21 protein-coding genes and 1 pseudogene are annotated in these 25,074 nt (G+C 39.8%); 7 read left to right on the top strand and 15 right to left on the bottom strand.

The window, feature by feature from the left end; genetic code table 11:
• The 7 genes and pseudogenes from AAEZ18_RS14555 to AAEZ18_RS14525 all read right to left on the bottom strand — a co-directional run.
• Nucleotides 1-101: pseudogene (locus tag AAEZ18_RS14555) on the bottom strand (calmodulin); the annotation flags it as partial.
• Between the two features lie 149 nt (nucleotides 102-250).
• Nucleotides 251-463 (bottom strand): EF-hand domain-containing protein, encoded by a 213-nt coding sequence (locus AAEZ18_RS14550; RefSeq protein WP_058372236.1) that lies wholly within the window; start codon nucleotides 461-463, stop codon nucleotides 251-253.
• Between the two features lie 468 nt (nucleotides 464-931).
• Entirely contained in the window at nucleotides 932-1,603 is a 672-nt protein-coding gene (locus tag AAEZ18_RS14545; RefSeq protein WP_089367525.1) for a flagellar brake domain-containing protein, read from the bottom strand.
• Nucleotides 1,604-1,642: 39 nt separating this feature from the next.
• Complete coding sequence (locus tag AAEZ18_RS14540) at nucleotides 1,643-3,094, bottom strand: TrkH family potassium uptake protein (protein WP_011326747.1); 1,452 nt, start codon at nucleotides 3,092-3,094, stop codon at nucleotides 1,643-1,645.
• A 49-nt stretch (nucleotides 3,095-3,143) separates the two neighbouring features.
• The gene (locus AAEZ18_RS14535) at nucleotides 3,144-3,758 is read right to left on the bottom strand and encodes a YigZ family protein (protein ID WP_208834939.1); all 615 of its coding nucleotides are present in this window, start codon (nucleotides 3,756-3,758) and stop codon (nucleotides 3,144-3,146) included.
• Between the two features lie 78 nt (nucleotides 3,759-3,836).
• Nucleotides 3,837-5,159: a Xaa-Pro dipeptidase gene (gene pepQ / locus AAEZ18_RS14530; protein ID WP_011326745.1), complete on the bottom strand. Its 1,323-nt coding sequence runs from the start codon at nucleotides 5,157-5,159 to the stop codon at nucleotides 3,837-3,839.
• A 118-nt stretch (nucleotides 5,160-5,277) separates the two neighbouring features.
• Entirely contained in the window at nucleotides 5,278-7,164 is a 1,887-nt protein-coding gene (locus AAEZ18_RS14525; RefSeq protein WP_182678445.1) for a transglycosylase SLT domain-containing protein, read from the bottom strand.
• A gap of 192 nt (nucleotides 7,165-7,356) precedes the next feature.
• Here AAEZ18_RS14525 and fadB point away from each other — a divergent pair, with 192 nt between their 5' ends.
• The 3 genes from fadB to tusA all read left to right on the top strand — a co-directional run bounded on the left by fadB (nucleotide 7,357) and on the right by tusA (nucleotide 11,239).
• The gene (gene fadB, locus AAEZ18_RS14520; protein WP_011326743.1) at nucleotides 7,357-9,516 is read left to right on the top strand and encodes a fatty acid oxidation complex subunit alpha FadB; all 2,160 of its coding nucleotides are present in this window, start codon (nucleotides 7,357-7,359) and stop codon (nucleotides 9,514-9,516) included.
• Nucleotides 9,517-9,520: 4 nt separating this feature from the next.
• Entirely contained in the window at nucleotides 9,521-10,690 is a 1,170-nt protein-coding gene (fadA, locus tag AAEZ18_RS14515) for an acetyl-CoA C-acyltransferase FadA (protein WP_011326742.1), read from the top strand.
• 309 nt (nucleotides 10,691-10,999) lie between these two features.
• Complete coding sequence (gene tusA / locus AAEZ18_RS14510; protein ID WP_086996459.1) at nucleotides 11,000-11,239, top strand: sulfurtransferase TusA; 240 nt, start codon at nucleotides 11,000-11,002, stop codon at nucleotides 11,237-11,239.
• A 15-nt stretch (nucleotides 11,240-11,254) separates the two neighbouring features.
• On the opposite strand, the gene AAEZ18_RS14505 is transcribed toward tusA, so the two are convergent.
• From AAEZ18_RS14505 to dnaA, 8 genes are all read right to left on the bottom strand, one after another.
• Entirely contained in the window at nucleotides 11,255-12,082 is an 828-nt protein-coding gene (locus tag AAEZ18_RS14505) for a DUF5677 domain-containing protein (RefSeq protein ID WP_350595006.1), read from the bottom strand.
• A gap of 62 nt (nucleotides 12,083-12,144) precedes the next feature.
• Nucleotides 12,145-12,597: an early set domain-containing protein gene (locus tag AAEZ18_RS14500; protein ID WP_011326739.1), complete on the bottom strand. Its 453-nt coding sequence runs from the start codon at nucleotides 12,595-12,597 to the stop codon at nucleotides 12,145-12,147.
• A 95-nt stretch (nucleotides 12,598-12,692) separates the two neighbouring features.
• Complete coding sequence (glyS, locus tag AAEZ18_RS14495; protein ID WP_182678447.1) at nucleotides 12,693-14,762, bottom strand: glycine--tRNA ligase subunit beta; 2,070 nt, start codon at nucleotides 14,760-14,762, stop codon at nucleotides 12,693-12,695.
• A gap of 2 nt (nucleotides 14,763-14,764) precedes the next feature.
• The gene (glyQ, locus tag AAEZ18_RS14490) at nucleotides 14,765-15,667 is read right to left on the bottom strand and encodes a glycine--tRNA ligase subunit alpha (RefSeq protein ID WP_011326737.1); all 903 of its coding nucleotides are present in this window, start codon (nucleotides 15,665-15,667) and stop codon (nucleotides 14,765-14,767) included.
• A gap of 140 nt (nucleotides 15,668-15,807) precedes the next feature.
• Nucleotides 15,808-18,234, bottom strand: coding sequence for a DNA topoisomerase (ATP-hydrolyzing) subunit B (gene gyrB, locus AAEZ18_RS14485; protein WP_011326736.1), 2,427 nt, complete (start codon nucleotides 18,232-18,234; stop codon nucleotides 15,808-15,810).
• A gap of 12 nt (nucleotides 18,235-18,246) precedes the next feature.
• Nucleotides 18,247-19,341, bottom strand: a complete 1,095-nt coding sequence (gene recF, locus AAEZ18_RS14480) for a DNA replication/repair protein RecF (protein WP_182678449.1) — start codon at nucleotides 19,339-19,341, stop codon at nucleotides 18,247-18,249.
• A 15-nt stretch (nucleotides 19,342-19,356) separates the two neighbouring features.
• The gene (dnaN, locus tag AAEZ18_RS14475) at nucleotides 19,357-20,460 is read right to left on the bottom strand and encodes a DNA polymerase III subunit beta (protein ID WP_011326734.1); all 1,104 of its coding nucleotides are present in this window, start codon (nucleotides 20,458-20,460) and stop codon (nucleotides 19,357-19,359) included.
• A 13-nt stretch (nucleotides 20,461-20,473) separates the two neighbouring features.
• Nucleotides 20,474-21,856, bottom strand: a complete 1,383-nt coding sequence (gene dnaA, locus AAEZ18_RS14470) for a chromosomal replication initiator protein DnaA (protein ID WP_041454303.1) — start codon at nucleotides 21,854-21,856, stop codon at nucleotides 20,474-20,476.
• A 517-nt stretch (nucleotides 21,857-22,373) separates the two neighbouring features.
• Between dnaA and rpmH the strand changes: the two genes are divergently transcribed.
• From rpmH to yidC, 4 genes are all read left to right on the top strand, one after another.
• Nucleotides 22,374-22,508 carry a 50S ribosomal protein L34 gene (gene rpmH, locus AAEZ18_RS14465; RefSeq protein ID WP_004335215.1) on the top strand — a complete coding sequence of 45 codons (135 nt, stop codon included), beginning with the start codon at nucleotides 22,374-22,376 and terminating at the stop codon, nucleotides 22,506-22,508.
• A 7-nt stretch (nucleotides 22,509-22,515) separates the two neighbouring features.
• Nucleotides 22,516-22,938, top strand: coding sequence for a ribonuclease P protein component (rnpA, locus tag AAEZ18_RS14460; RefSeq protein WP_011329643.1), 423 nt, complete (start codon nucleotides 22,516-22,518; stop codon nucleotides 22,936-22,938).
• A gap of 128 nt (nucleotides 22,939-23,066) precedes the next feature.
• Entirely contained in the window at nucleotides 23,067-23,342 is a 276-nt protein-coding gene (yidD, locus tag AAEZ18_RS14455; protein WP_011329641.1) for a membrane protein insertion efficiency factor YidD, read from the top strand.
• Nucleotides 23,343-23,350: 8 nt separating this feature from the next.
• Complete coding sequence (gene yidC / locus AAEZ18_RS14450; protein WP_011329640.1) at nucleotides 23,351-24,985, top strand: membrane protein insertase YidC; 1,635 nt, start codon at nucleotides 23,351-23,353, stop codon at nucleotides 24,983-24,985.
• The last annotated feature ends 89 nt before the right edge of the window (nucleotides 24,986-25,074 follow it).

The raw sequence follows: 25,074 nt of genomic DNA, 5'->3' as shown, positions 1-25,074 counted from the left end.
CCATTACCATCTACATCAAGGGTATCAAAATCACTTGCTGCAAAAGCGGCTGATGACGATGCTAGAGCGATAAGTGCGAGTGCTTTATTTAACTGTTTCATAATTTAATCCTTTACTATGTTATTCAATGCTTTATCAAAAAATTAGATATACTAAGGTTTATACTTTCCTTGTTATTCTTTTTCATAAGCTCCCTTGCTTACTTAGGTTGTCTTTGGCAACACAGAATTTTATCAACCTTGCATTTTGCTTATGCTTTAGAAAATTCTTCTTTTGATAACTCACCGTTTTGGTCAGTATCAAGCTCTGAGAAAATACTCATTAACTCTGCATCAACAGCAGCTTCGCTTTGACTAATTGCGCCATTACCATCTACATCAAGGGTATCAAAATCACTTGCTGCAAAAGCGGCTGATGACGATGCTAGAGCGATAAGTGCTAACGTTTTATTTAATGTTTTCATAATCAATCTTCCTTCAAAGTTTATGTTAACTGCGATTAAGTGCTTCACTTTAAATCACGTTTAATGCAATACAGCTTAACTATTACAACTTCGATGCCAACATTTAAAACATCAATAACTTCAATTAGTTAAAGGTAACATGCACTTAAAGGTGATAATTAACTGTCTATTTTTGTTGCCTTTTTGCAACACACTTTAAGCCCAAACAATAAGTTCGAACAAATTCAATGCCTTACAAAAAGCAAAAAATGCCACAGATTATAAATACACACTGTAAGGAGACTGTTTAGCTGAGGTATTCAACTCGGTTACAGCTGAATAATTTTTGAAATGAAAATAACCAATAATTTTTATTTTTATAAATAATTGGTTATTATCGATTATTTTATTTTTATCAATGCAGGTATGCGTTATTTAAAATTAAATTTAATAAATCGCTATTTTGTTGCAAAATAGCGAAATGTACAGTTACTCGGTTTCTGATTGGAGTATTGAAGGGTCAATAAAGTGATCCCCCATAAAGCTTTTCATTTCTTCTTCGCTGGCTAATAGCTTTATTCCACAGTAAGCACCTTGAACGTGTTCTTTCACGCTACAAATTTCTCCCTGAAAGTCTTTAACTTGCTTATTACTGCTATCGAGGATGATTGAGCATTGCATCCCTTTAATGTTTTCGGCCTGGGCTTTGTCTTTAAGATCAAACTTTACGCCCGTTAGCGAAATATCTTTAATTACCCCGTCGAGTATCCTGTCATCACTAAGTTTTAGCTTGGCCGATAATAAGGTAGGTATACGAGTTTGCGAGCGTAAATCGAATAACTGCACTTGCTTTGGGTAATTAATAAAAAGTAAGCGTGCGGGATGAGATGCAACTGACATTATTTGCTGACGAAAAGCGATAACCTGCCCACCACTTCCCTCTATTAGTGCTCTTACTACCACCATTACCCCATCGTGCAGGTAGTCGCTTGCTGTAGGCAGGCGCTTTGAGCTCGGATAGTTTAAAATAATAAATCGATTTTCGAGCAAACCTATAAACTCTGTTTTTACACGCTTGCTGGCTGTTGGTGTTAAAATTTCAAGATCAACCATGGCACCAGACATTATTTGGTGTAACTTTTCTAGGTTAGTTGTTGGCATATCCTTTTCCCTAATACTCTTTATAAACTAACAATTAAATTATCCGCGCCAAAATGTAGGCGTAAACAGCACTAATAAAGTAAATATTTCTAAACGGCCAAATACCATAGCAATAGTAAGCAACCATTTAGCACCATCACTAATAGACCCATAGTGCGATGCAACATCTCCTAAGCCCGGGCCAAGGTTATTTAAACACGCTGCAGTAGCAGAAAATGCTGTAATGTTATCCATACCGGTTCCCATCAGCGCTAGCATAATAATTATAAACACCAATGCGTACGCTGAGAAAAACCCCCATACAGCTTCTACTACTTTGTCTGGCAACGCTTTGCTGCCTAACTTGATAGAATATATAGCCCGAGGATGCACTAGCCTATTAAGCTCTCGCACGCCTTGTAAGTATAGTAAGAATACGCGCACCACTTTCATACCGCCACCGGTAGAGCCCGCACAGCCACCTATAAAGCTCGAAAATATAAGCAGTATTGGTAAAAATAATGGCCAAGCCGAAAAGTTATCGGTGGCAAATCCTGCCGTACTGCTAATTGAAACAGCATGAAATAGCGCTTGGTCGAGTGTTTCATCGCCATTGGCATACACTTCATGAGACGAAAGCACGGTAAAGCAAATCACCACCAGCGCTAACTGAATACATAAAAACACTTTAAACTCAGGGTCGCGAATATAAACACTGATATTTCTACTTGCTACCGCAGCGTAATGCAGTGAAAAGTTAATGGCTGCAATAATTAAAAAGAACACACAAATAAAGTTAATTACTGGGCTATCAAAATGCCCCATAGAGGCATCATAAGTAGAAAACCCACCAATGGCGACCGTTGAGAACGCATGGCTTATTGCGTCAAACCAATCCATACCTGCAATCCAATATGCCAAGGTACACGCAAGCGTAATTGACACATATATATACCAAAGGTGCTTTGCGGTGTCGGCAATTCGCGGGGTCATTTTAGAGTCTTTTACTGGCCCTGGTATTTCGGCGCGATATAGCTGCATACCACCAACCCCTAGCATAGGTAAAATAGCAACCGCCAATACAATGATCCCCATACCGCCAAACCACTGTAGTTGTTGGCGATAAAATAATACCGATTTAGGCAAGTACTCTATACCGGTTAGTACCGTTGCTCCGGTGGTGGTTAACCCCGAAAACGCTTCAAATACCGCATCAGCCAGTGATAGGTTTGGCTCTTGTAAAAATATCAGCGGTAAGGATGCAAACGCGCCAAGTACCAACCAAAACAACACAACAATTAAAAACCCTTCCCGCGCTTTTAAATCGCCATCTTCGTGGCGGTTAGGGTAATAAGCCATTAAGCCAATAGTGACACTAAAAATAAAAGCCAAAACAAAAGGAACACCACCACCGTCTTTATAAATTAAAGACACGATTGCCGGAGGCACCATGGTAATACTAAACAGTGCAACAAGTTGCCCAAGGATTTTTATAATGGTACGAAATTGCATTTAGCGTATCGCTTTTATTATTAGTAAGTTTAACGAGTAAGATATTGTCTTACTCTTTAATGGTTAACTCAACCGCGCCGTGGCTTAAATCAAAAATATCTTGAATTGCTTGCGTCGCTTGGCGGCTATCAATAGTAATAACCCATTCAATATTAGCAGTAAATTGCTTATCGATGTTAAGCACTTGATACTTCGTTTTTAATAGTTGCTCAATAACGCCTTGCATACTGTATTCACTACTACCAATTAGCTCAATACTTGGCACTTTATTTATCGTTGATAAGTTAGCTAATGCATTATTTAATGTGCCCCCATAAGCACGTACTAAACCGCCTGTACCTAGCTTTATACCACCAAAATAACGCGTAACCACAGCGGTAACTTCACCAAGCCCTGAGCCCATAAGCACATTTAACATGGGTTTACCGGCGGTGCCATTTGGCTCACCATCATCTGAAAACCCATACACATGGCTTCCTCCTGGTTTACCCGCTACGTAAGCCCAGCAATTATGCCGTGCATCGGCATACTTAGTTTCAATACTTTTTATAAACGCTTTAGCTGAACTTAAATCTGGGGTATGTGCAATATGCACAATAAAGGTGCTTTTTTTAATCTCTTCTTGATGAAAAACATCTGCTGCTGGGTATTTATATTCTGACATTCGTTGATGAACCAAGTTATAAACCAAAAAATGGGGCCAACAGGCCCCTCTTTATAATACAGCTAGTCTAACGCGTGATTAATCTAGCGCTAAATTTCGTGTCATATTCTCAAGGCTATCTTCGTGTACTATGATGTTATCTTCAATACGAATACCACCATAAGGCTTAAACGACTCTACCTTTTGCCAATTAATAAACTGTTTATTATCGGTTTGTGCTAAATCGCCTAGCAAAGAGTCGATAAAGTATAGCCCAGGCTCAATAGTAAACACTTGGTTTTTTTCAATTATGCGAGTACAACGCAAAAATGGATGTCCCTCTGGAGCTGCTTGTTGTGCGCCCATTTCATCAGCCATAAAACCACCCATGTCGTGCACTTGTAAACCTAGGTGATGCCCTAAACCATGTGGGAAGAAGGTAGAGGTAATTTTACGTTCAACTATTTCCTCAGCCGGTAGCTTAACAATATCAAAGTCGCTAAGTATTTGTGCAACTCTATTGTGACACTCAACATGTAAATCACCATAAAGCATGCCGGGTTTTAACCCCGTACCTAACTCTATTTGCGCTGCAGTCATTGCTTGCACTAGCTCTGCAAATTCGCCTTGTTTTTTAAAGTCATACGTACGGGTAATATCTGCCGCATAGCCATTAAAATTAGCGCCTGCATCTATTAAAAATGAGTTGTGTTGCTGCGGTGCTTTTGCCTCAAAGTGCGTGTAGTGCAAAATGGCGCAGTTTTCGTTTAGCGCCACAATGTTGCCATAAGGCATTTCGTTTTCACTTTGGCGAGTTGCCATTAAGTAAGCTTGCTGAATATCAAACTCACTGCCACCATTAAAAAAGGTATCGCGGGCAGCTTTGTGGCCATCTACTGCAATACGGTTGGCGTTGCGTAAACATTCAAGCTCATATTGGGTTTTATAAGCGCGGTGGTAATGAAAGTAATTTAGTACCGGCTCAGGATTCATAACACTAAAGCCTAGTGCTTGTGCTACTTCTAAGTATTCGCCCACATAAGCGTAGTTAGCTTTGTCGTAGGGCAATAGCTTTTCAACCTGATCGGGCTGTAATAACAATTCAATGTCAAAATACTCAGCCCAAAAATCGCGCGGCTCATCTGGCACTTTATGCCAAAAATCAACCGGACGATAAAAAATAAGTTTAGGCTTGTCGCTACCATTTACCACAATCCAGCAATGTGGATTGTCTAGTACTGGTAACCAAGCTTTAAAGTGTGGATTAACTTTAAATGGATAATACATATCATCTAAAAACTGACGCTTAGCTTGGCCCGAGTGAATAACTAATCCCTCTAACCCTTCACGTTCACAAATTGTACGAGTACGTTGTTGCAGTGTTGCAATATGTTCGGCGTATAAAACGGCTAATTTATCCATAATAAACCCATCTGTTGTATTTAACTTGCTTTGAGTCTACCACACACACAATCCATACCCAAAGCGCTCAAAATAAGGGGAACATCTAACCTTATTAGCATCCCCCTACCTTTATTAATTATCCGCCCATTTTCATTTCGAGTAGCGGCGCCAGTATATTTCCCTCGCGGTGTAAACGCGTATGATAAACCTGCCTGTAGGCAAATACGTTTTTAACATAATCGCGAGTTTCTCTATACGGGATCAATTCAATCCATAGCTCTGCTGGAATAGCTTCATCTGGTAACCAGCGTTTAATACGATGATACCCTGCGTTATATGAAGCCGTTGCCAATATTTCATTGCCGTGGTTTTTCTTTTTTAAATACTGCAAATAGCGCGTACCTAATCTTATATTTGTTTGTGGTTGATATAAGCGGCGGCTCGACACACTGCCTTTATTTACGTAATCGGCAGTACTGGGCAATAACTGCATTAACCCTCGCGCATTTGCTGATGAACGTGCATCGGGGGCAAATGAGCTTTCACGGCGCGCAATGGCAATACTCCACGCCACGTCTATTTTACTGCGCTTACTGTAGCGCTCAAATACATCTTGAAACGCAAACGGAAAACGCTGCTCTACGTTATCCCACGCTTTTATTTTTGCCAGTGTAAAAATAGTGCTGTCATGCCAACCCAGCTCTGTGGAGAGTATTGAAGCAGCTAACTTTTCTTCGTCACTCGAAGTGTTTGTTAGGTAATTCCATTCGCGACGTGCCGAGGTAAAGCGCTTAAGCTCATAAAAAGCTTTCGCACGCTTGTAGCCCGGGGCATTTTTTACTTTATTAACAAGCGCCTGATCAACAACTAAAGGTTGGTTATTTAAATCAACCGGTAACCCTAATCGTGCCGCGGCTAAAAAACCATAATAATCGCGATTAGCTGCTACTGTTTTCCAAATAGCGTCTGCTTTTTGTTGCTCACCACGTTTTGCGTAGCTGTACGCTAACCAGTATTGCTGGCCAAGACTTAAGTTATCTTTACCAGTAAAAAAGGCTGCAATACCCTCCCAGTCTTGGGTTTTAAGCATATTACCGAGTTGCCACTGAATTAGTTTGCTGTCTTGGCGATCTTTTGGCACTTTGTTTAGCCAAAAGCTTGCTTGTTTATGTCCGCTGGAAGCAAGCGACAGTGCAAAGGTATAATACACATCTGCTTTAGCTGCATCGCTGTAAGTAAATATTTGCTCTAGCTTTTCCCATGCTTTTAAAGCAAGCTCTTTATCGCGCCAAATTAAACGCTTTACACCATAAAGAGCAATTTGCCCTTCTTTAACCGACTTATTTTTGTATCTGTATAATCCGGCTGCAGCACTTGGATCGCGGCGTACTTTTAAGTATAAATCAGCTAAGTAACCTTCATTACTGGGTAGTAATGTTTTTAAATAAGGTAATAGGCTTTGAGTACCGCCTTCTGCCGCCATAGTCACCCGCTGCCAAACAGCCTCTTTACTCATATAGCCTTTTTTACGCCATAACGAAAAAAGCCCATCGCACGCTTTAGGTTGCGACTTGCCTACCGTCCATAAATCAGTTACTTGGTTAAATATCGCTTTTTCTGGCGCACCTAAATCAAGTTGATAATCTAAATATGTACAAGTCAGTTCAGTATCAGAAGTTTTACGGTAATTGCGAATATACGCTGCTTTTTTATTATGCTTTTCTAAATAGCTTAACCATGCTTTACGCACTGGCCACTCTAGCGGCGTATGCTGATAAATAGTGAGGTAATCCTCTATTTCTGCTTGGTGTTTTATATCGGGATGTCGTTGCCAATATACTTTTTCAACATAAGGCTTTAATGGATGATCAAGATTACTTATAGCCATTTTAAAGTCTTGGTAATCACCATAGCGAACTTTTTTTTCAGCGTCTAAAAATGCATCGTTATCGATGTTTGCCTCAACGCAGTGAAGAGGGAAAATAAAAACCGCTGCCATAGCATTTAATAAATATTTTTTCATAATGCCTTCATAATAAAATTAAAATAATAAGCAAAAACTTTTGTTCCACCATAGCACCAAACAAGCTATATTTTAACCAACTGTTTTGTAACCAAGTTAAATTTTTCGTTGCATTTTTAATTCAAAGCAAGCACACTGATTAAATCGCAACTCATCGTACCAGTCTTAGTTCGTCAACTAGGGAGAATAATAATGTTATATAAAAGCGATTCCTTTGAAGTTAGCTTCATAAAGGAAAACATCGCCGAGTTTAAGTTTTGTGCTACAGCTTCTGTAAACACACTATCTCAGCAAACCCTTTCAGATTGCGCAACAGCATTAAAACAATTAGCTGCAAATACTGATATAAAAGGCATGATTTTTACCAGTGATAAAGAACACTTTATTATTGGTGCCGACGTATTCGAATTTTTACCTATATTTACTAGATCTGAAGCAGAACTAGTAACTTGGATAAAAGAAGCCACTGACGTTTTTGACGCTATCGAAGACTTACCATTCCCAACTCTAAGCGCTGTAAATGGCTTAGCACTTGGCGGTGGCTGTGAGTGGGTACTTGCTACCGATTATCGTGTAGCAAGCGAAACTGCACAAATGGGTCTTCCAGAAGTAACCCTTGGCATAATGCCTGGTTTTGGTGGCACAGTACGCTTACCGCGCATTATTGGTGCCGATAACGCCATGATGTGGATTACCTCAGGTTCTACTAACCGCGCAGCAGATGCCCTTAAAGTAGGTGCTTTTGACGCAGTAGTTAGTGCTGACAAACTTATAGAGTCAAGTGTATCAACACTTGAATTAGCAATTGCTGGCAAGCTCGATTGGCAAGCAAAACGCAATGTAAAGCTACAACCACTTAAATTAAACCGTGTTGAGCAAGGCATGAGCTTTGCAATGGCTGAAGGCATGGTAATGGCTAAAACTAAAGGCCACTATCCTGCACCTGTAATGGCTGTAAAAACCATTAAAGCAGCTGCTAACTGTACTCGTGATGAAGCAATGGCAATCGAAAATGCTAACTTTGCTAAATTAGCAGGCACGCCAGAAGTTGCCGCGCAAATTGGTATATTTCTAGCCGACCAGTACATTAAAGGTAAATCACGTAAACTTGCTAAACAAAGCGATGTAGAAATTAAACAAGCTGCAGTATTAGGTGCTGGCATTATGGGCGGCGGTATTGCATACCAGTCTGCTTATAAAGGTACACCTATTATAATGAAAGACATCCAACAGGATGCACTTGACTTAGGTATGGGCGAAGCCTCTAAGTTACTTGGCCAAAAAGTTAAACGTGGCCATATGTCGATGGAAAAAATGCTTGGTACGCTAAGCAAAATTAAACCGACCCTTAATGATTCTGATCTACAAAGTGCCGATATTATTGTTGAAGCCGTAGTAGAGAACCCTAAAGTTAAGCAAGCAGTACTTGCAGAGCTTGAGAAAACCATGCCAGAGGGCACGGTACTTACCTCAAACACTTCAACTATTTGTATTGATTTACTTGCAGAAGCGTTAGATAAACCAGAAAACTTCTGTGGTATGCACTTTTTTAACCCAGTACCGAAAATGCCGTTAGTAGAAATTATCCGTGGTGCAAAAACCTCTGATAAAACCATTAACGCCGTAGTTGATTACGCGCTTAAATTAGGCAAGTCTCCTATTGTTGTTAACGATTGCCCTGGCTTTTTTGTAAACCGTGTTTTATTCCCTTACTTTGCAGGTTTTAGCAAATTAGTAGTTGAAGGTGCTAACTTTGCAAAAGTAGATAAAGTAATGGAAAACGTATTTGGCTGGCCTATGGGTCCGGCTTACTTACTTGATGTTGTAGGTATTGATACCGCTTTTCATTGTACTGGCGTAATGGCCGATGGTTTCCCTGAGCGCATGGCGCGTGCAGATAAAGACCCAGTGACTATTTTTGCTAACGAAAAGCGTTTTGGCCAAAAGAACAAAGCTGGTTTTTATAAGTACGAAACAGATCGTCGCGGTCGTCTTAAAAAATCGCATGACGAAACTGCAATTGAGCTGCTTAAGCCAATTACTGAAGCAGAAAAAGCATTCGATAAACAAGAAATCATTGACCGTTGTATGATCCCAATGCTTAACGAAGTACTACTTTGTTTACAAGAAGGCATTGTTGCATCACCACAAGAAGCTGATATGGCACTTGTTTACGGTGTTGGTTTCCCTCCGTTTAGAGGCGGCGCGTTCCGTTACTTAGATCAAACCGGTTTAGCTAACTTTGTGGCAACTGCCGACAAATATGCTCACTTAGGTGCGATTTATCAAGTATCAGAGCAAACTCGTCAATGGGCCGAAGAAGGTCGTGTTTTCTATAAGGTGGAAGGTTAATATCATGAATAATCCAGTAATTGTAGATTGTATCCGCACACCTATGGGTCGTTCTAAAGGTGGCGTATTCAAAAATAAACGTGCCGAAGACTTAAGCGCACATTTAATGAAAGGCTTACTCGATCGCAACCCAGCAGTTGATCCAGCATCAATTGACGATATTTATTGGGGTTGTGTACAGCAAACATTGGAGCAAGGCTTTAACGTTGCTCGTAACGCTGCATTACTTGCCGGTATTCCACATAGCGTACCAGCAGTAACAGTTAACCGTTTATGTGGCTCGTCAATGCAAGCATTGCATGACGCAGCACGCGCAATAATGACTGGCGCTGGCGACACTTACCTAATTGGTGGTGTTGAGCACATGGGCCACGTACCTATGACTCACGGTAACGACTTTCACCCAGGTTTAGCAACAAGCATTGCGCAAGCTGCTGGCTCTATGGGCTTAACAGCTGAATACCTAGCAACACTGCATGGCATTAGCCGTGAGCAGCAAGATGAATTTGCGTACCGCTCACATCAACGTGCTCAAGCTGCAACTGTTGAGGGACGTTTTCGCCGCGAAATTTTAGCAATGGAAGGTCACGCAGCAGATGGTTCTCTTATCTTAGTTGAAGACGACGAAGTAATTCGTCCAGAAACAACGGTAGAAGGCCTATCAAAGCTGCGCCCAGTGTTTAATCCTGCATCGGGTACGGTAACAGCCGGAACTTCTTCTGCACTTTCTGACGGCGCATCTGCAATGTTAGTAATGAGCGAAGCAAAAGCAAAAGAACTTGGCTTACCAATTCGCGCACGCATTAAAGCAATGGCAGTAGCGGGTTGCGATCCATCAATCATGGGTTACGGCCCAGTACCAGCAAGCAAAAAAGCACTTGCACAAGCAGGTATTACAATTGATGACTTAGGCGTAGTTGAGCTTAACGAAGCCTTTGCAGCACAATCATTACCTGTAATGAAAGATTTAGGGTTAATGGATGTAGTTGACGAAAAAGTGAATTTAAACGGCGGCGCAATCGCACTTGGTCACCCTCTGGGTTGTTCGGGTTCGCGTATTAGCACCTCGCTTATTCACTTAATGGAAGATAAAAATGTACGATACGGTTTAGCAACTATGTGTATTGGTTTAGGCCAAGGCATTGCAACTGTATTTGAACGTGTTCAAGACTAATTAGTTTAAACATGTAAAACCATCTTGGTGATTAAAAAGGCGAACTGATTTTATGCAGTTCGCCTTTTTTTATTGGTTTATTTTTAGTTGTTTTATATGGTTAGATTAAAAAATCTGGAATACTGTGATCGGGTGTATTATTTGTTATTGCCACGCTCTATTGATTAAGTCCTTTAATTAAATAAGATGTGTAACTTAGATATGAGTAAAATAGTTAAATAACGCTTTAAATTGCGCTAAACTCTACAACTTATAAAATGTAAAACCCTAATGTGCAGCAATCGCTTTAACTAAACAGGCAAATTTATTATGAGCTTTAATAACCCCGATCACCAATTAGATGCCATAGGCCTTCGCTGCCCAGAGCCAGTGATGATGGTACGCGCTGCTATTCGTAAAATGAATGATGGTGAAACGTTATTAATAACCGCTGATGACCCATCAACAACTCGCGACATTCCGAGCTTTTGTACGTTTATGGATCACACGCTGGTGGCTAAAGATGCAGAAGCAGCACCGTATAGATATGTAGTTAAGAAAGGGCTTTAAGAATAAGTACTAGGTCTAATCAAAATTATTTGTACCATATTTATTTAATAACCTATAAGTTTCATTTAAATCTGTTTTGACTTCTACATTTTCAGCTAAATTAAACAACAAGGTTTGGTTTAACTTAGCTAGCAGAAGTGAGGTGAAGAAGTAGAGCATTTCTTTACTAGCTTTCTTTCTTATGTCACTACTTTCATCTTCGGCTAACTGCATGTATGAATCAAAGCCAGAATGTGAATAGCCACATAAATATGAATATTGTATTTTAATACATTTAGGCAATGTCGTTTCTTCTAGTCTTCTATTTATGGGTTTAGCCTGCCAGCCTTTTGCTATGACATTCTTTATATAAACTTTATCCTTACCTAACTCTAACCCTTTACATTCTATCATTCTCTTTAGACTTTCAATTTCATCCACTTCTTCTTTGCTAATTTTTTTTCTTAATCTGTCACTAGTAATTTTATCATGATTTAGTTTTTGCCTGCTTTTCAAACCAGAGTATTTATAAACCAAAAACCTAAACTTTAGCTCTCTTAAATCTTCTTTCCCTTCAAACCAAAATAATGACGTTAGAGTTGTGTATATTTCAATTACACTTCTCAGCAGCACCTTTGCTGAGGCATGGTCAATTTGAGTGCTATTCTCTATAGCTTCAAATGATGTTCCATTTAGAATTACTGAAATACTCTGACAATGATTAAGTAACTTTTTTATAGAAAGGTATTGTAGCTTCCCCTCCTCCGAGTCTTGGTAATATGAGTTGAATGTCTCTTGGAATAAGAAAACAGCCTCGTTAAGAACTCTTTGAAACTCACTTCGTGTTGCATACTCAAGTTGCATAATAAACTACCTTCTTGATCCTAGGCTCAATCCTAGAGCCTAAAACCTATTACCTAAAACCTTTATTTTTTAGTTATCGTCACTTGTGGCTTGTCGTAATTACTGTAATCAATACTTACTATGTAGGTGCCTTTTATTGCTGGTGTGTAACTAAAGTAGTTATAAATAGTATTACAGTCGGCAACTGCAGGTTGGCCTAATGTTAGTTTTTGCCCTGCTGGCTGAGTATCGCTGTAGCCACAGTTGTAACCTTCACTAAAGTCGGCATCGGCAATTTTAAATTCGTATACTTTACCAGGCGTTGAAAATTTAACTTCTGCTTGATACAGCGATCGCGCTACTTGGGTAAATTGGTACTGTGGCTCTGCATCCCATAAGGTAAAGTCGCCCCTTAAATACACGGTACGATCTAATTTTTGTTGTGGCAATACATCATCAAGCGTTATTTGCGTAGAACAAGCAGTTAAAAAACTAACAAGTGCTAAGGTTAAAATACGTTTTATTGGGCTTTTCATTCGAGATCCTTACTTTATATATGCAGGTTAATAATACACCAAAATTAAAACTAAAAAGCCAGCAAAACGCTGGCTTTTTACATTATCGAATAATGTTATTTTTGTAGTACAGAAATGTCTGCAATACCTAAAAACAATCCGCTTAACTGACTTAAAAGCGCCAGACGATTTTGCTTAACTGCTTCGTCGTCGGCCATAACCATCACGTTATCAAAAAAGCTATCAACACTTTGACGAATACCAGCCAATTGGCTTAATGCTTCTTGGTAATTACCACTGGCGTAAAGTGGTGCAAGTTCAGTAGCAAATTTTGCTACTTGTGCCGCAAGTACTTTTTCAGCGTCGTCGGTTAGTAAACTTTCATCTACATTACCTTCGCTGGTAATGTCATTTTTAGCAAGTATATTACTTACGCGCTTATTAGCGGCTGCAAGCGCTTCTGCTGCGTCTAATGTGCGAAAATGGCTTACGGCTTTAACACGGCGATCAAAATCAACAGGTTTAGTCGGACGACGTGCAAGCACAGCTTGAATCACATCTACTTCTATTCCTTCGTCTTGATACCAAGCACGGAAACGCGCTAGCATAAACTCAAACACATCGGTTGATACATTAAGATTAGTTAGCTTATCGCCAAACAAGGTTTGCGATTTAGCAACTAGGTCTAAAATATCAAGCGGTAGCTCTTTTTCTACCATGATGCGCAATGCGCCAATAGCAGCACGGCGTAAAGCAAATGGGTCTTTGTCGCCTTTTGGCGCTTGGCCTATGCCAAAGATACCCACTAAGGTATCAAACTTATCGGCAATCGCTACTGCGCAACTAATTAAGTTGGTAGGTAAGCTGTCGCCTGCAAAGCGTGGCATATATTGCTCATTCTGCGCTAGTGCTACATCTTCAGCTTCGCCGTCAAAACGTGCGTAATGCATTCCCATAACACCTTGGATGTCGGTAAATTCCATCACCATTTCGGTCATTAAGTCAGTTTTACTCAATAAACCAGCACGTTGTGCTAGCTCTTTATCTGCACCAAGTTGCTGGGCAATATAACCGGCAAGCTCGCTAATACGCGCAGACTTGTCTTTAAGTGTACCTAACTGTTTTTGGAACAATACGCTATCGAGAGATTCTAAACGGCTTTCTAGTGTTTTCTTTTTATCGCTTTCAAAAAAGAATTGCGCATCGGCTAATCGAGGACGCACTACTTTTTCGTTACCCGAAATCACTACGCTAGGATCTTTACTTTCTATGTTAGACACAAACAAAAACTTATTTAAAAGTTTGCCGTTTTGATCTAAAAGCGGAAAGTATTTTTGATCGTCTTTCATCGTGTAAATAAGCGCTTCGGCCGGTACTGCCAAAAACTCTTCTTCAAATGTAGCCGTTAATGTTACTGGCCATTCTACCAGTGATGTTACTTCTTCAAGTAAATCTTCATCCATGGCTACAACCGCATTTATTGCTTTTGCTGCAGCTTCTATTTGCGCTCGAATTTGCGCTTTACGCTGCTCGTAATCGGCAATAACGTAGGCTGATTTTAAAACATCAAAAATATCATCAGCATGGTTAATGGTAATTTTTTCAGGATGATGAAAGCGATGTCCTTGAAGCTGGTTACTTACCTGCTTACCCAGCACTTCACCTGTTACTAACTCATCACCCAATAAAATAGTTACCGTATGCACTGGACGAATAAATTGTGTTTTATTCGCGCCCCAACGCATTGGCTTAGGAATAGGTAATTTAGCCAGCGCTTTATTAATAACGTCAACCATCAGCGTTTTAGTTTCTTGCCCTGCTACTTTAGCAAGGTGCAGCAACCACGCGCCTTTGTCGGTTTCAAGTGTTTGCGCATCTTTTACTTCAATACCACAACCACGTGCCCAACCCATTGCAGCTTTAGTAGGATTGCCATCTGCATCAAACGCTGCCTTAATTGCTGGGCCGCGTTTTTCTACTTCTTTATCTTGTTGTTTTGCATCAAGCGCTATTACGCGAAGGCCTAAACGACGTGGTGATGCATACCAGCTTACGCCTTGATGCGCTAATTCTAATGTCTCTAGTTCTGCAGTTAAGTTTGCAGCAAATGCTTCTGCTAATTTACGCAGCGCTTTTGGTGGCAACTCTTCGGTGCCAATTTCTACTAATAAGTTTTGTGCTGACATGCCTACTTATCCTTACACAGCGGGAAACCAAGCGCTTCACGTTTATCATAATAACTTTGTGCACACGCTTTTGATAAAGCACGAACGCGTAGTATGTAACGTTGGCGTTCGGTTACCGAAATTGCGTGGCGCGCGTCTAATAAGTTAAATGCATGCGATGCCTTCATTACTTGCTCATAAGCCGGTAACGGTAAGTTTGCTTCAATTAACTTTTGGCTCTCTGCTTCACATTTATCAAACTGAGCAAATAGATCTTCTACGTTGGCGTGCTCAAAGTTATAAGTAGATTGTTCTACTTCATTTTGATGAAACACATCGCCGTAAGTTACTCGCCCAAGCGGGCCATCAGCCCAAACTAGGTCGTAAATACTGTCTACGCCCTGAATATACATGGCTAAACGCTCTAGGCCGTAAGTGATTTCGCCAGTTACCGGTGAGCACTCAATGCCGCCCACTTGTTGAAAGTAGGTAAACTGGGTTACTTCCATGCCGTTTAACCAAATTTCCCAACCTAGGCCCCACGCACCTAAGGTAGGTGATTCCCAATTGTCTTCAACAAAGCGCACTTCGTCTGTTAAGGTATCTATGCCTACGGCCGCTAAAGAGCCTAAATAAAGCTCTTGAATATTATCTGGCGAAGGCTTTAGCACAACCTGAAACTGGTAATAATGCTGTAAGCGGTTTGGGTTTTCGCCGTAACGGCCATCGGTAGGTCGTCGACACGGTTGTACGTATGCACTCGACATTGGCTCTGGGCCAATCGATTTTAAAAATGTTTGCGGGTGGAATGTCCCAGCGCCCACTTCCATATCAAGTGGTTGAATAATAACGCAGCCTTGCTGCGCCCAATAATCCTGTAAAGCCAGGATCAAACCTTGAAAGGTTTTAACGTCATATTTTTGCATATTTGGCTTTTTACTATCTGAGAAGTAGCGTGAAAATTACCCTCAGTATACCTTGTGCACACGCAGGTTTTAAGCAGTTTGTGCAATTGAAAAAATAAAAAAGGAGCCATTGGCTCCTTTTTTGTGAGTAGTATTACTAATTATACGTCTAGGTTAACTACGCGTAGCGCGTTCTGTTCTATAAACTCGCGACGAGGTTCTACTTGGTCACCCATTAGCGTTGCAAATAACTGATCGGCAGCTACTGCATCTTCAACGGTTACTTGTAGCATACGACGTGCATCGGGATCCATTGTAGTTTCCCACAGCTGACTTGGGTTCATTTCGCCCAACCCTTTATAGCGCTGTATATAGAGGCCACGCTTAGATTCAGCAATTAGCCATTCTAAAGCATCCACAAAGTTATCAACAGGTTGTGTTTTCTCACCGCGTTGAATATAAGCGCCTTCGGTAATGATATTTGCAATGTTTACACCAGTAACAGCAATGCGCTGATAATCGCGTGAAGCTATAAAATCATAATGAAGTACGTGCGCTTTATCTACACCGTGCTGACGAATTTTCACTACTGGGTAGTATAAATTGCGCTCAGTATCGTGCTCTGTTGCAGCTTGGAAAATAGTAGCATCTTCATCACGATCAATTAAGTCATCAACTAATTCTTTAGTCCATGCTATTACTTTAGCTTCATCTGAAAGATCTTCTTTTTTCAGTTCACTTTGGTAAATAAGACGGTTCATTACAGTATTAGGAAACTTACGTTTTAGACGCTCAATTACCTTAACGGTATTTTGATAATCGTGAACAATTTTTTCTAGTGCTTCGCCTTCAATACCGCTTGCATCTGTACTGGTGTACAAAGTTGCATTATTTAAAGCAAGTGTTGTTAGGTATTCAACTAGTGCTGGATCATCTTTAATATAACGCTCTTGCTTACCTTTTTTCACTTTATAAAGTGGTGGTTGTGCAATATAAATATATCCGCGCTCAACAATTTCAGGCATTTGGCGATAAAAGAACGTAAGTAATAAGGTACGAATGTGCGAACCATCCACGTCAGCATCCGTCATGATAATGATACGGTGATAGCGCAGTTTTTCAGGATTATATTCATCACGACCAATACCACAACCTAATGCCGTAATGAGTGTTGCTACTTCTTGTGATGAAAGCATTTTATCAAAACGTGCTTTTTCAACGTTTAATATTTTACCTTTAAGCGGAAGAATAGCTTGGTTTTTACGGTTACGTCCCTGCTTGGCTGATCCGCCAGCAGAGTCTCCTTCCACTATGTATAGTTCTGATTGTGCTGGATCTTTTTCTTGGCAATCGGCTAACTTACCAGGTAAACCGGCTAAGTCCATTGCACCTTTACGACGTGTCATTTCACGTGCTTTACGTGCAGCTTCACGCGCACGTGACGCATCTATTATCTTACCTACAACAATTTTCGCATCTGTTGGGTGTTCTAATAAAAATTCAGTGAATTTTTCAGCCATAGCTTGTTCAACCGCAGACTTAACTTCGCTCGAAACTAGCTTGTCTTTAGTTTGTGATGAAAACTTAGGATCTGGTACTTTAACACTTACAACAGCAGTTAAGCCTTCACGAGCGTCATCACCCGTTGCATTACTGGTTGTTTTAGCTTTTTTGTTAAAGCCTTCTTTTTCCATATAGTTGTTAAGTGTACGTGTTAGCGCAGATCTAAAACCGGCTAAGTGAGTACCACCATCGCGTTGTGGGATGTTATTTGTAAAACAGTATATGTTTTCTTGATAAGCATCATTCCACTGCATTGACACTTCAACAACAATACCATCTTCTTCACGCGTATGTGTAAAGTGAAATACACCTTTATGTATAGGTGTTTTATTACGGTTTAAATACTCTACAAACGCTCTGATACCGCCTTCGTATTTAAAGTGATCACTTTTATTCTCTTCACGCTCATCATTTAAAATAATGCTTACGCCAGAGTTTAAAAATGAAAGCTCGCGTAAGCGCTTAGCTAAAATGTCGTAATGAAAATCTAAGTTAGTAAATGTTTGATCACTTGGCCAAAAACGTAACTCTGTACCAGTTGTGTCTGCGTCGCCAATTACGGCTAATGGCGCATCTGGTACACCATGAGAGTATGTTTGCTCATGAAGTTTACCTTCGCGGCGAATTGTTAATTTAAGCTTTTCTGATAATGCGTTAACAACCGATACACCAACACCGTGTAAGCCACCTGAAACTTTATAAGAGTTATCATCAAACTTACCACCGGCATGCAGTACCGTCATGATTACTTCGGCTGCAGATACACCTTCTTCTTCATGAATTGAAGTTGGGATACCACGGCCGTTATCTCGTACAGATACCGAACCATCTAAGTGAATCGTTACAAAAATATCATCACAATGACCTGCTAAGGCTTCATCTATAGAGTTATCGACGACCTCAAACACCATATGGTGTAAGCCCGTGCCATCATCGGTGTCCCCTATATACATTCCAGGACGCTTTCTTACTGCGTCTAATCCTTTAAGTACTTTTATACTCGACGAGTCATAATTCTCAGACATGGTTAATCCCACTTATCTTGTTATTAGGTTGCCATGTTTCACGTGGAACATTTGCAGTTCTCGTTGCATGGGTTCCACCACAGCAGAAATACTTTCAGACAAAATTGAAGATATAAAAATTTGAGAACTGCAGTGAGCTAATAGTTGCCCCACTTTCTCTTTTGTATCTTCGCTTAACTCTGAAGGTAAATCATCTATTAGCAATATAGATTGCTTATCTGTCTCTGACTCAATTAAACTATTTTGCGTTACTTTTAACGCATAAAGTAATAGCTTTAATTGTCCACGAGAGAAAATATTCTCAACGCTGCTGCCAGCGACACTAAAACTAAAATCAGCCTTATGAGGCCCTTTACTAGTAAAACCTTGGCGAGCATCTCGCTCAAAGTTTAACTCTAATGCATCGCTAAGAGATTCGCTCTCTTTCCAGCCGGCATTAAAGCTTATTTCTAAATCGCGTATTAGCGTTAATTCTGCACACATTTTATCAAAAAACTGCTGCTTAAACCTACTTATATACGCCATTCTTAATTTATTTATTTGCTCAGCCAGTCTAACAAATTCTTTGTCCCAAAACTTAATTTGGTCAAAATAATTCTTTGGCTTACTTTTTAGTAGCGCATTTCGTTGTTTTAACACTTTATTGAACGATTGCCATAAAAAGAAAAACTCATGTTCCACGTGGAACAAACCTAAATCTAAAAACTTTCTGCGCTCTTTAGGCCCACCAAAAAATAACGAGTAACTCTCTGGAGTAATTATTTGTACCGGCATAAGCTGTGCAAGTTCTGATATTTTTCGGCTCGCCTTACCTTGAATTTTTAAATTCGTTTCGCCCGCTTGGTTTTTACTAATACCAATAGGAATAGATAAGTCGTGTATAGCTTTGCGGCCATGGATTACAAACTGCTCTTGCTGATGCGCAATAATACTTTTATGCTTTGATGTTCTAAAAGATTTGCCGTGTGAAAGGTAATAAATAGCTTCTAAAAGGCTGGTTTTTCCGCTGCCGTTTTCACCATAAATTATATTAACGCCGTTAACTGGTTCTAGCGTCAGCGCCTCAATATTACGAAAATATTTGAGGCTCAAATGACTTAAGCTCATTGGGTACTTATAGTCTTATAAACGCATAGGCATAACTACGTACATTGCTTCTTCATCGCCTGCACCTTCAATTAGTGCGCTGCTGTTTGAATCGGCCAATGTAAACAGTACATCTTCTGTTTTTAATGTGTTTAATACATCAAGTACATAAGAAACGTTAAAGCCTATTTCTAGGTCGGCGCCTTCGTAACCAACCTCTACTACTTCCTCAGCTTGTTCTTGCTCAGGGTTATTAGCAGTGATTTTTAACAAACCATTGGATAAGTTTAAACGCACACCTCTAAACTTTTCGTTAGATAAAATAGAGACTCGCTGAAACGCACTACGTAACCATTCGCGATTAGCAGTAATGACTTTATCGCCACCACGAGGTAACACACGACGGTAATCAGGAAAGCGTCCATCAACTAACTTACTAGTAAAGGTAAACTCTATATCGATAATACGAATATGATTAGCACCAAACTGAATAGTGACTAGTTCTTCGTCGGCTACCATAAGGCGCATAATTTCTTGCACCCCTTTACGAGGTATAATTAGCTGACGCTGCGTATTAAGCGATTGCTTTAATTGCTTTTGTGCAATAGCTAAGCGATGTCCATCAGTGGCCACTGTTTTAATGTCAGTATTGTCTACTTCAAACGACATACCATTTAAATAGTAACGTACGTCTTGATTCGCCATCGAAAAATGCGTGCTTTCTAGTAATTTTCGCAGCTCTAAACGCGTTAGTTGAAACTCAACTTCGCCATCCCACTGTTCTAAATTAGGAAAGTCTTCGGCGGCTAAGGTCGTTAACGAAAAACGACTTTTACCGCTGGTTAGTAATAACTGATGCTCTTGTAAGCTTAACGTTAGGTCTGAACCATCTGGTAGGCTTTTACAAATATCGAGTAATTTTTTAGCCGGTAATGTTAACTTAGTATCGGCAATATCATCACCTACAAACACGCTTGCAACGAGTTCAATTTCAAGGTCGGTACCTGTCATTGAAAGTTGCCCGTTTTCTACTGCTAACAATACGTTAGATAAAATTGGCAATGTATGCTTACGCTCAATAGCGCCCGATACTTGCACTAATGGCTTTAAAAACTGTTGTCTTGATATTGTTATTTGCATAATAAAGTCAGCCTTAAGATGACAATGTTCTTATTAAATTTTGGTAATCTTCTTTAATTTCGTGGCTTTCATCACGTAGTGATTTAACCTTACGACACGCATGCAATACAGTTGTATGATCGCGGCCACCAAAGGCGTCTCCAATCTCAGGTAAACTGTGATTGGTTAACTCTTTAGATAATGCCATAGCAACTTGTCGAGGCCTTGCTATAGAGCGACTACGGCGTTTAGACAGCAGATCAGAAATACGAATTCTGTAATACTCTGCCACAGTGCGCTGTATGTTATCTATGGTAACTAGCTTATCTTGTAAGGCAAGTAAATCGCGTAGCGCTTCTTTTACAAAGTCGATAGATATAGGACGACCGGTAAAGTTAGCATTGGCAATAACACGATTAAGCGCACCTTCTAGTTCGCGTACATTAGATCGTAATTTTTTAGCAATAAAAAAGGCGACTTCGTGCGGTAAATTAATTTTACTCTGCTGCGCTTTTTTCATCAATATAGCAACGCGTGTTTCAAGCTCAGGAGGCTCAATTGCAATAGTTAAACCCCAACCAAAACGCGATTTAAGTCTGTCTTCAACGCCTTCTATCTCTTTTGGATAACGGTCAGAGGTTAAAATTATTTGCTGATTGCCTTCTAATAACGCATTAAAGGTATGAAAAAACTCTTCTTGTGAGCGCTCTTTGTTAGCAAAAAATTGAATGTCATCAATCATTAGCGCATCAACACTACGATAGTAACGCTTAAATTCTTCAATCGCGTTATTTTGCAGTGCTTTTACCATATCTTGTACAAAGCGCTCTGAATGCATATAAACTATTTTTGCATCTGGCTTATTAGCCAAAATACCATTACCTACAGCATGCAATAAATGCGTTTTACCTAAACCTGTACCACCGTATATAAATACAGGGTTAAAAGCGGCACCTGGATTATCTGCAACTTGTGTTGCTGCTGCTTTTGCTAACTGGTTTGATTTACCTTCAACAAAACTGTCAAAGGTATAATTTTCTTTTATATTCGATTTATATTCAGATTTTGGCGCTGGCTCTACAACAGGTTTTGGTTGTCGTGATTGTTGTTTGGCTTGTGTAGTTGGCGCCGATTGCGTTCCAGCAACAGATACAGGCTGTGCATTTAATAAAGGCTTACTGCCTACATCAAAACGTAGCTCTGGAGCTTCAACACCACAAATCTCTACTAATAATTCATTAATTCTATTTAGGTATTTTTCTCTTACCCAATCTAGTACAAAGCGATTAGGTGCATAAATCGTCAAGGTATCTTCGGTACTTTCTGCTTGTAGTGGTCGCACCCACATACTGAACTGCTGCGAAGGCAATTCATCTTGCAATACATATAAACAACTTTGCCAAACCGACAGATACACAGTCAAACTCCCAGAGATATAATTTTTATTCCCGCACATCATTAATGATTAAAAATCACCTCTGTAATGCGTTTAAATGGCCCAATAAGCGACCCAAGACCGGCTATTATGAAGACACTTTATCCACAAGTAAAAGACTGATTTTTATAAAATTGTTGATATCACGGTATAAAACACTTAACACAATGATTTAATACAAGTTTAATTTTAAAGCCTGAGCATAGATCATAACAAAATTAGCTCTGGATCGCGAAACAAATCTGCGATCTAATTTAGTTTTCCCCTGCTTTTATTCACTTTTTATACAGGGGCTGTGGAAAACTTCTTATTAATGATGATCCTAATAGATCACTCTTTATGATCTACATTAAATAGCTGGTATACTCTAAGGGTAGTGCGTAATTATGATTGACTTTAATGCACTTCATCTATAATATCTCGCGCTCGCAATGGCACCTGTGCCAGGATCGCGACCTGCATAGGATGTTTTAACTTTAACCGATCGGAAGAGATTGTTATGAAAAGAACTTTTCAACCAAGCGTTTTAAAACGCAAACGTGCTCACGGTTTCCGTGCTCGCATGGCAACTGTAAATGGCCGTAAAGTATTAGCTCGTCGCCGCGCTAAAGGCCGTAAAGTTCTTTCTGCTTAATTTATAAGTGGAAGACTTTAACTTTGGCAGGGAGTTACGTCTGTTAACTCCCTCGCATTACTCTCGCATATTTAATGAACCCGCCCGGGCTGCAACTCCTTTCTTTACTCTTTTAGCTAAACCTAATGACCAAGATCAACCTCGGTTAGGACTTACTGTTGCTAAAAAACGAGTTAAAAAGGCATGTCAACGTAACCGTATTAAACGTTTAGCTCGCGAATGCTTTCGTTTAAATAAACACAACATCGACAATATAGATATTGTGCTTATGGTTAAAAGTGGTATTGATGAGCAGTCTAATGAAGAATTAACCAAACAACTGACCAAGTTGTGGCGTAAAATTAATGAGCGCTGCAAACCGGGTGCGCCCAAACCACCACCTTTTAAAAAGCGCCCTAATAAATCAGTTAAATCAAATAAACAGACCTAATAGCAATAGAATTACAGGGTTAATTAAGGTATCTTTAGCTCACCTTTTAATCATGCATTTGAAATCTCATATTGAGTCTTTAAATACATGGTATCTATTTACTAAACTTACGTAGGAGCATATATATCATGAGGTTACTTAAACCACTTGTTGCTTTGCCAACGTATTGTTTAGTTTTATTTATCCGCGGTTATCAAAAGTGGATTAGCCCGCTATTAGGTCCGCATTGTCGTTTTAATCCAACGTGCTCTAGTTACGCTATTCAAGCAATTAATTTGCATGGATCAGTAAAAGGCAGTTGGTTAGCAGTTAAACGCATATTAAAATGCCATCCTTTACATTCAGGTGGGAACGACCCCGTTCCTGAAAAATTAACCCATATTAACCACCAACACGAGAAATAAGAGCTGTTATGGAATCGCAACGCACGTTTTTATTCATTGGCCTGATGCTGGTGTCGTTTTTATTATTTCAAGAATGGAATACTGATTACAACACGCCAAAAGCCGATCCGAGTGCCACCACACAAACATTAAACCCAACATCATCAGAATCAGAAGATTATGTACCAACTTCATCTGACTCTGCGTTACCTGCCTCAGCAACTTTAGCAAAACGCTCTGTAATTGAAATTACAACAGATGTTTTCAAAGTTAAAATTGATACCCGAGGCGGTGATATTGTTGAAACTTACTTACTTCAATATGAAGAAACTAAAGGCAGTGAAACACCTTATATGCTGCTTGGTGAGTTTGATGGTAAACAATACTTTTCACAAAGTGGTTTAATTGGCTTAAATGGTCCTGATGCTTCTGCACAAGGTCGCCCAACTTACCACGTAGAGCAAAAGTCATACACTTTAACGGGTGATGAGCTTAGAGTGCCGCTACAGTTTACTGATAGTAATGGTGTTAACTTTACAAAAACCTATGTATTCAAAAAAGGTCAATATGATGTTGCTTTAGAATACACAATTAACAACACCACTAGCACGCCACTTCAAGTACAGCTTTACACACAAGTTAAGCGCACTGTACAAGACAAAGGCAGCATGGTTGATCAAAACTATTTAGGTGCAGCATACGGTACTGATGATGACCCGTACGAAAAGTACAGTTTTTCAGATATGGCTGACAAAAACCTAAATAAAATTACACTTGGTGGCTATGTTGCGTTTATTCAACATTACTTTGTAAGTGCTTGGGTTCCAATGCAGGATCAGTCAAATACACTTTATAGTTTAATTACTAAGAGTAATGCTGCCATCATTGGTGTTAAAGACGAAGCGGTTAATATTCAAGCTGGTAGTGAGCAAACACTTACTGCGACTTATTATATGGGCCCTAAAGAGTCTGATGTACTTGAAGCTATTCACCCAGATTTAGATTTAACCGTAGATTACGGTTGGTTATGGTTTATCTCACAACCTTTATTTGTATTGTTAAAGTGGTTACACAGTATTTTAGGTAACTGGGGTGTGGCTATTATTGCCATTACTATTATCGTTAAGTCGTTAATGTACCCACTGACTAAAGCGCAATATACTTCAATGGCTAAAATGCGTGCCCTTCAGCCTAAAATGGCAGCGCTTAAAGAAAAATTTGGTGACGACCGTCAAAAATTCGGCCAAGCCACAATGGAAATGTACAAAAAAGAAAAAGTGAACCCTATGGGTGGCTGTTTCCCTATTTTGCTACAAATGCCTATTTTCTTAGCCTTGTTCTACGTGTTCTTAGAATCAACAGAACTTCGCCACGCTGAATTTATTTTTTGGCTAACTGACCTTTCTGCGAAAGACCCATACTACGTGTTACCAATCTTATTTGGCGCCAGTATGTTTATTACGCAAAAATTACAGCCTATGACGGTTACCGATCCAATGCAGCAAAAAATGATGACCTTTATGCCGGTTATCTTCTCTGTGTTCTTCTTATGGTTCCCATCTGGTTTAGTTCTTTACTGGTTAGTGTCTAACCTTATTTCTATTGTCCAGATGCTCATCATCTACCGCGGCATGGAAAAGAAAGGTATTAAAGTAAGAGGCTAATTAAGCTCCTACTTATATAAAGGCGACTTCGGTCGCCTTTTTTATTACCTGTTTTTCACCACAGCTATTCGCTACAAATAAATCCATAG

Origin of the sequence: Pseudoalteromonas sp. 19-MNA-CIBAN-0066, from assembly GCF_040308705.1 — a bacterium.
In the GTDB taxonomy this organism is placed as follows: Bacteria; Pseudomonadota; Gammaproteobacteria; order Enterobacterales; family Alteromonadaceae; genus Pseudoalteromonas; species Pseudoalteromonas nigrifaciens.
The sequence above is the reverse complement of the archived record's forward strand: the minus strand, read 5'-3'. Positions and strand labels throughout refer to the sequence as shown.